The 5,249-nt window shown below is 64.7% G+C and carries 5 protein-coding genes and 2 pseudogenes; 3 read left to right on the forward strand and 4 right to left on the reverse strand.

The window, feature by feature from the left end; all coding sequences use genetic code 11:
• The 3 genes from M8523_RS35675 to M8523_RS35685 all read right to left on the reverse strand — a co-directional run.
• The coding region (locus tag M8523_RS35675) for a group II intron maturase-specific domain-containing protein (protein ID WP_345894367.1) at window positions 1-235 on the reverse strand (235 nt) is incomplete at its 3' end.
• 4 nt (window positions 236-239) lie between these two features.
• Window positions 240-1,370 (reverse strand): recombinase family protein, encoded by a 1,131-nt coding sequence (locus tag M8523_RS35680; RefSeq protein ID WP_282589543.1) that lies wholly within the window; start codon window positions 1,368-1,370, stop codon window positions 240-242.
• Window positions 1,363-1,530, reverse strand: coding sequence for a hypothetical protein (locus M8523_RS35685; protein ID WP_282589544.1), 168 nt, complete (start codon window positions 1,528-1,530; stop codon window positions 1,363-1,365). The genes M8523_RS35680 and M8523_RS35685 overlap by 8 nt, the downstream gene beginning before the upstream one ends.
• Before the next feature lie 478 nt (window positions 1,531-2,008).
• Between M8523_RS35685 and M8523_RS35690 the strand changes: the two genes are divergently transcribed.
• Window positions 2,009-2,686: a reverse transcriptase domain-containing protein gene (locus M8523_RS35690; protein WP_282589545.1), complete on the forward strand. Its 678-nt coding sequence runs from the start codon at window positions 2,009-2,011 to the stop codon at window positions 2,684-2,686.
• A 258-nt stretch (window positions 2,687-2,944) separates the two neighbouring features.
• Here the strand turns inward: M8523_RS35690 and M8523_RS35695 are convergent.
• Window positions 2,945-3,313, reverse strand: a pseudogene (locus tag M8523_RS35695) (transposase); the annotation flags it as partial.
• Window positions 3,314-3,315: 2 nt separating this feature from the next.
• Here M8523_RS35695 and M8523_RS35700 point away from each other — a divergent pair.
• Both M8523_RS35700 and M8523_RS35705 read left to right on the forward strand, forming a co-directional pair.
• A pseudogene (locus M8523_RS35700) lies at window positions 3,316-3,690 on the forward strand (transposase); the annotation flags it as partial.
• Between the two features lie 110 nt (window positions 3,691-3,800).
• A complete protein-coding gene (locus M8523_RS35705; RefSeq protein WP_282589546.1) occupies window positions 3,801-5,156 on the forward strand; it encodes an IS701 family transposase in 1,356 nt (451 codons plus the stop codon).
• Window positions 5,157-5,249: the final 93 nt, after the last annotated feature.

The raw sequence follows: 5,249 nt of genomic DNA on the forward strand, positions 1-5,249 counted from the left end.
TTCGGGCCTTGATCTGATTGAAAGTCTCCCAGGTCAGATGAGATCCTGCCCAGCTACGGCTACATAACATCTTGCGCCAATAACGCTCCACAGCCCGATACACCTTGAACAAGGACCGGATATTTCCAGCCAAGCCGTAGTAGGCATAGTGACCGCGCAGGACGACGTTGATCTCGTCGACCTGCTGAGGAATCGTGTCATGGCGTATTCGCCGCATCAGGTCCCGCAGTGACATCAGGCTACGCCGCAATCGAGATTTCTCGGTGCGCATCCCGACCTTGAATGGCGCGCGACAAACAGGATGAGAACTCGTTCTCATCCTGTTTGTCGCGCGCCAGAGTTTTGAGGCGGCGACCGCAGTGACCGCAACTGGCCAAGCCCTGCAGAAGCGCCGCGCCTTCCCTCACGGCCCCGCCCACCTTATGCGGTCCCGGCCGGGTGTTCGCGGCGAGCCTGGCCTGGTTGGCCTCGTAGGTCCGCCAGTCGATGAAGCCTTCATGGTGCTCCTTGATCAGCACAAGCCATTCAGACTGGGGTAAATGTCGCATGCGTGTCTTGCGCGCGCCAGAGGCGTCGAGCACCGGCTCGCGCCGCGTCTTCCCGTAGGCATAGGCGCCGGCATAGACGGGATTGCTCAGGACGTGGTGGATGGCCGTATAGCTGGCCGCCACCCAGCGGAGCTCCGATCTCTCATGCAGCCGCAACGGGAAGCTCAGGCCTTCCGATCGGAACCACAGCCAGACCCGGCGCGCCGAACCTGTCTCGGCGAAGCGCGCGAAGACCGAGGCGATCGCCGTTCGGACCGCTTCATCGGGGTGCTGGCGGATTTCGCCGTCCGCCTCGCCCCAGACGAAGCCGACCGGCAGGCCGCGCCGAAGTTCGCCGCGTTCGGCCTTGTTGCGGATGCCGCCGTTAAGACGTGCGCGTAGAATATGGAGTTCCGCCTCGCTCATCGTTCCCTTCAGACCCAGCAAAAGCCTGTCATTGAAAACCGCCGGGTGATAGACGCCTTCGGCATCGCCGATCAGGGTGTCGGACAGGCCGCACAGGTCGATGAGCCGATACCAGTCGGCATTGTTGCGGGCCAATCGCGAGACTTCCAGTCCGAGGACGAGGCCGACGCGTCCGAGGGCGACCTCGGCGGTCAGCCGGGCGAAGCCGGATTGGGCGACTGCGCCGGAGCCGGAGAGGCCCAGGTCCTCGTCGATGATCATGATGCCGTCGGTTGGCCATCCCAGGGTAGCAGCCTGACGGGCCAAGGCGTATTGGCGGTCGGTCGATTCGCGGTTGTTCTCGACCTGGGCGGCGCTGGACTGGCGAAGATAGACGATGGCGATGCGGGCGAGATGGCTCGAGGTGACCTTATTCATCGCAGGTCTCCTCGGCCGACGCTGCCGCGAGCAACTGCGCGATGAGGCGGGAGAGGGTCTCCAGCGCCACCACCCGGGCCTCGGGATTGATCTGGTCCCAGAGATCTGTTGGGGAGATCGGCGGCGGCGGCCGATCGGGAAACGCTATCTCCAACTGCATGCTCGCCCTCCGATCCGGGGACCGACTCGGTGAGCCGGCGCAGGAGAGCGTCCACGATGGCCCGCGCCTTGAGCAAATCATCGATCGTGCCGAGATCCTCGCTGTCGTTCTCGCAAGCGTTGGGTGGTGCTTCTGATCCGACACCTTCGCGGCCAGCCCCGTCCGTCCAGGCGATTGGGATCAGGGATCGACTGCCGTCGGGCAGGACCGCCAAATACAACGGAATGCCCCGCCGGGTCAGGCTGGCGATGACGGCGAGGCTGCGTCCTTCGAATGTATGTCGTCGACGGGTGACGATGACCGAAGCCGGAAGCTCTTGGAGATGGGTAGTCTGTGGTGTCTTCGTTCGACACGATCCCGCACGACGATCTCCTCCGATCGGTCGCTCGCCGCGTCGTCGACCGGCACGTGCTGCACCTGATTAGGTTGTGGCTCAAGGTGCCGGTGGAAAGAGCGGGACGGCGACGGGATGCGGCGCATGAGTGGCGGACGTGACAGCGGGACCGGCACGCCCCAGGGCGGTGTCGTGAGCCCGCTGCTGTCCAACATCTACATGAACCGCTTCCTGAAGCACTGGCGGATAACGGGACGGGACGACGTGTTCCGAGCCCGTGTCATCTCCTATGCCGACGACTTTGTCATACTGGGCCGCGGTCACGCGGCCGAGGCCCTGGCGTGGACGCGGTCGGTGATGGCGCGGCTCGGGCTGACGCTCAACGAGGCCAAGACCTCGGTGAAGGACGCCCGACAGGAAAGTTTCGACTTCCTGGGCTACACGTTCGGGCCGCACCGCTTCCGCAAAGATGGCCATTGGTACCTGGGCGCGAGCCCGTCCAAGAAGAGCGTACAGCGTCTCAAGACAAAGGTCGGCGACCTTCTGGTGCCGGGCAACCACGGGACATGGCCGGCGGTCCGTCTCCAGTTGAACAGGCTTCTGCGCGGCTGGTCGGGCTATTTCGGCTACGGCACGCGGCTTCAGGCCTACCGGGCGGTCGATAACCACGTCTATGAGAGCGTGCGTCACTTCCTCGTCAGGCGGCACAACGTGCAAGGACGCGGCACACGCAGGTTCACCTACGGGGAGGTCTTCGGCCCCCTCGGCGTGCTGCATCTGAGACGCGTGCATGTTGGGCCTCCGCCGTGGGCCTCGCGGTGAAGCCGGTCGGAAAGCCGGATGCGGGAAATCCGCACGTCCGGTTTGATGAGCGGTGATGGGAAACGGGGCGTTGCCGCATGGCCCAAGCTACCGCGCCATCCTCGACTCTACCGCTCGGCGATTTTGCCGGCTTGCGGCGGTGATCTGGGCTTGCGGAACACGGCTTTCCGTCCCCTGAGGATGGGGGCTGGCTGGGCGGGTTGTGCCGAGGTTCGGGGTTGCAGGGTGGGCAAAGGAGGGGCTTGAGCGCCCGGTTTGTCACGTCGCGAGGCGCGGGATGCGGCCGAGGACGAGGCGCAGGATCGCCTGTGTCGGACATGTCGTGGGCAGATGCAGCCGCACCTGCGTCTTCATCTCGACCACACGGGCGGAAGGAGCCAGAGGCTCCGCCCTGCGAAGCAGGGTGGAGTGGCGAGTGGAGGGCGCGATCTTGATCAGGCGCAGGCGCAGCGTGTCGAATTGCGCGACGCGCCACATCGATCGTTTCGGCATGGACATCCTGAGGCCCCACATAAGCCAATAGGCTCCGGCGTGAAGGAAGAGGCGGAACTGGTTGGCGGTGGCCTTGGTGCAGGAGGTGCGGTCGGCAGCCAGATGCGTTTTCCAGGATTTGATGTGGTTCTCGGCGCATGGTCGACACCGATGGCCGGGCTCTCATCCTTGAGCCGCAACCGGCCAGCGTGCAGGATCGCGACGGTGCCGTCCCGGTTCTCAAACTGTCTCGCCGCGCCTTTCCGTTCATCACCAAGGCGTTTGCCGACGCGGCCTATGCCGGCGAACGCCCGGCAATGGCGACCCTCGTCGACATTGAGATCGTGCGCAAACCGCCCAACCAGGTTGGTTTCGCCGTTCACCCGTGCCGCTGGGTGGTCGAGCGTTTCTTCGCTTGGATCAGCCGAAACCGAAGACTCTGGAAAGACCCCGAGGCAACCCTCGCCTCCGCTCAAGCCTTCCTCTACGCCGCTTCCGTCATGATCCTGATCCGCAGATTGGCCCGATCATGACTTATCGGACGGACTCTTAGCTCGACTTTGCGCATTTTGAAGCCCGGCGCTGAGTCGATTCCGACGGCTCTGGATTCCCCAAGCAGGTAACCTGCTTGGGGAGCGACGTGATGATTGTCCCTGCTTGTGATCGCCGATTAGCGGACTGGCTGGTTCCGTTTCAGGTGCTGTTCACGCGTCCGACCTGGCAGCGCGCCCGCGTTCTGGTCGAGGGCGCAATTCTGACGCCGCATCGGCGAACCATAAGCGCTGCACTTCGCGCCACCGGCAAAAGCGCCGATGCCGGGTTTGCCCTCTACCATGCCGTGCTGAACCGGTGCCGCTGGTCTGCCTTGGCGGCCGCCCGCATCCTCTTTCTGATGTTGGTCGACCGGTTCGCTTCTTCTGGACCCGTGGTGATCGGCCTGGACGACACCATCGAGCGGCGATGGGGTGCCAAGATCAAGGCCCGAGGCATCTATCGGGACCCCGTAAGGTCGAGCCACGGGCACTTCGTCAAGGCCAGCGGATTGCGCTGGCTGTCGGCCATGCTGCTAGTGCCGGTTCCCTGGGCGGGTCGCGTGTGGGCGTTGCCCTTCCTCACTGTGCTGATGGCGTCGGAGCGCGCCGCAGCGGTGAGCCGGGTCAGGCATAAGACGCTGGTCGACGGCGCCCGCCAGATGATGCTGCAGATCGCCCGCTGGCTGCCGGGCCGCGCCATCGTGGTCGTGGCGGACAGCGCCTTTGCGGCCATCAATCTGCTGGCCGCGGTGCGGACCCGCGTCAGCGTCGTGACGCGGCTCAGGCTCGATGCACGCCTGTTCGGGCTCATGGCGCCGCGCGAGACCGGCACGATCGGGCGACCGCGGCGCAACGGCGAGCGGCTCCCGACATTGGCCCAGCGCCTCCTCGATCCGCAGACGGCTTGGAAAACATTGATCGTCCAAGGCTGGTATGGCGAGACCGAGCGACGCGTGGAGGTCGCCACCGGCATCGCGGTGTGGAGCCACCCAGGTCGGCCGATCGTGCCGCTCCGATGGCTTCTGGTGCGCGACCCTCTCGGTCTCTTCAGGCCACAAGCCTTCCTGTGTACCGATCAGGGTGCCAGCCCCGAAGACATCCTGTCGTGGTTCGTCCGACGCTGGACCATCGAGGTCACCTTCGCCGAGGTCCGTCGCCACCTCGGCGTCGAAACGCAGCGGCAATGGTCCGATCGCGCCATCGCCCGGACCACACCGGTGTTGCTCGGTCTCTACGCCCTCATCACCGTCGGGGCCGACGATCTTCACCAGTCACAGGCGCTCGTCGTGCGATCTGCCAAGTGGTACCGCAAGACAAGCCTCACCTTTGCCGATGCCATCGCCGCCGTTCGACGTCAGATCTGGGCTGAAGCGGCTTTCACGACATCCCCGGCACAGACCGATCTGTCGAAAATACCGGGGCATATCTACGACCGCCTCGCAGACCTCGCCTGCTACGCCGCCTGAAAATGCGCAAAGTCGAGCTTAGACCAACCCCACATCCGCTCTCGCGCTGCCACGTCCGCCATGGTCGACACTACGGTCCCCCGCTTCGATTTT

Source organism: Lichenifustis flavocetrariae (genome assembly GCF_026130545.1).
Taxonomy (GTDB): Bacteria; Pseudomonadota; Alphaproteobacteria; order Rhizobiales; family Beijerinckiaceae; genus Lichenihabitans; species Lichenihabitans flavocetrariae.

Coding starts and splice junctions, on each gene's coding strand:
- M8523_RS35690 (WP_282589545.1), top strand. CDS start 2,009: ATGAGTGGCGGACGTGACAGCGGGACCGGCACGCCCCAGGGCGGTGTC.
- M8523_RS35680 (WP_282589543.1), bottom strand. CDS start 1,370: ATGAATAAGGTCACCTCGAGCCATCTCGCCCGCATCGCCATCGTCTAT.
- M8523_RS35685 (WP_282589544.1), bottom strand. CDS start 1,530: ATGCAGTTGGAGATAGCGTTTCCCGATCGGCCGCCGCCGCCGATCTCC.
- M8523_RS35705 (WP_282589546.1), top strand. CDS start 3,801: ATGATTGTCCCTGCTTGTGATCGCCGATTAGCGGACTGGCTGGTTCCG.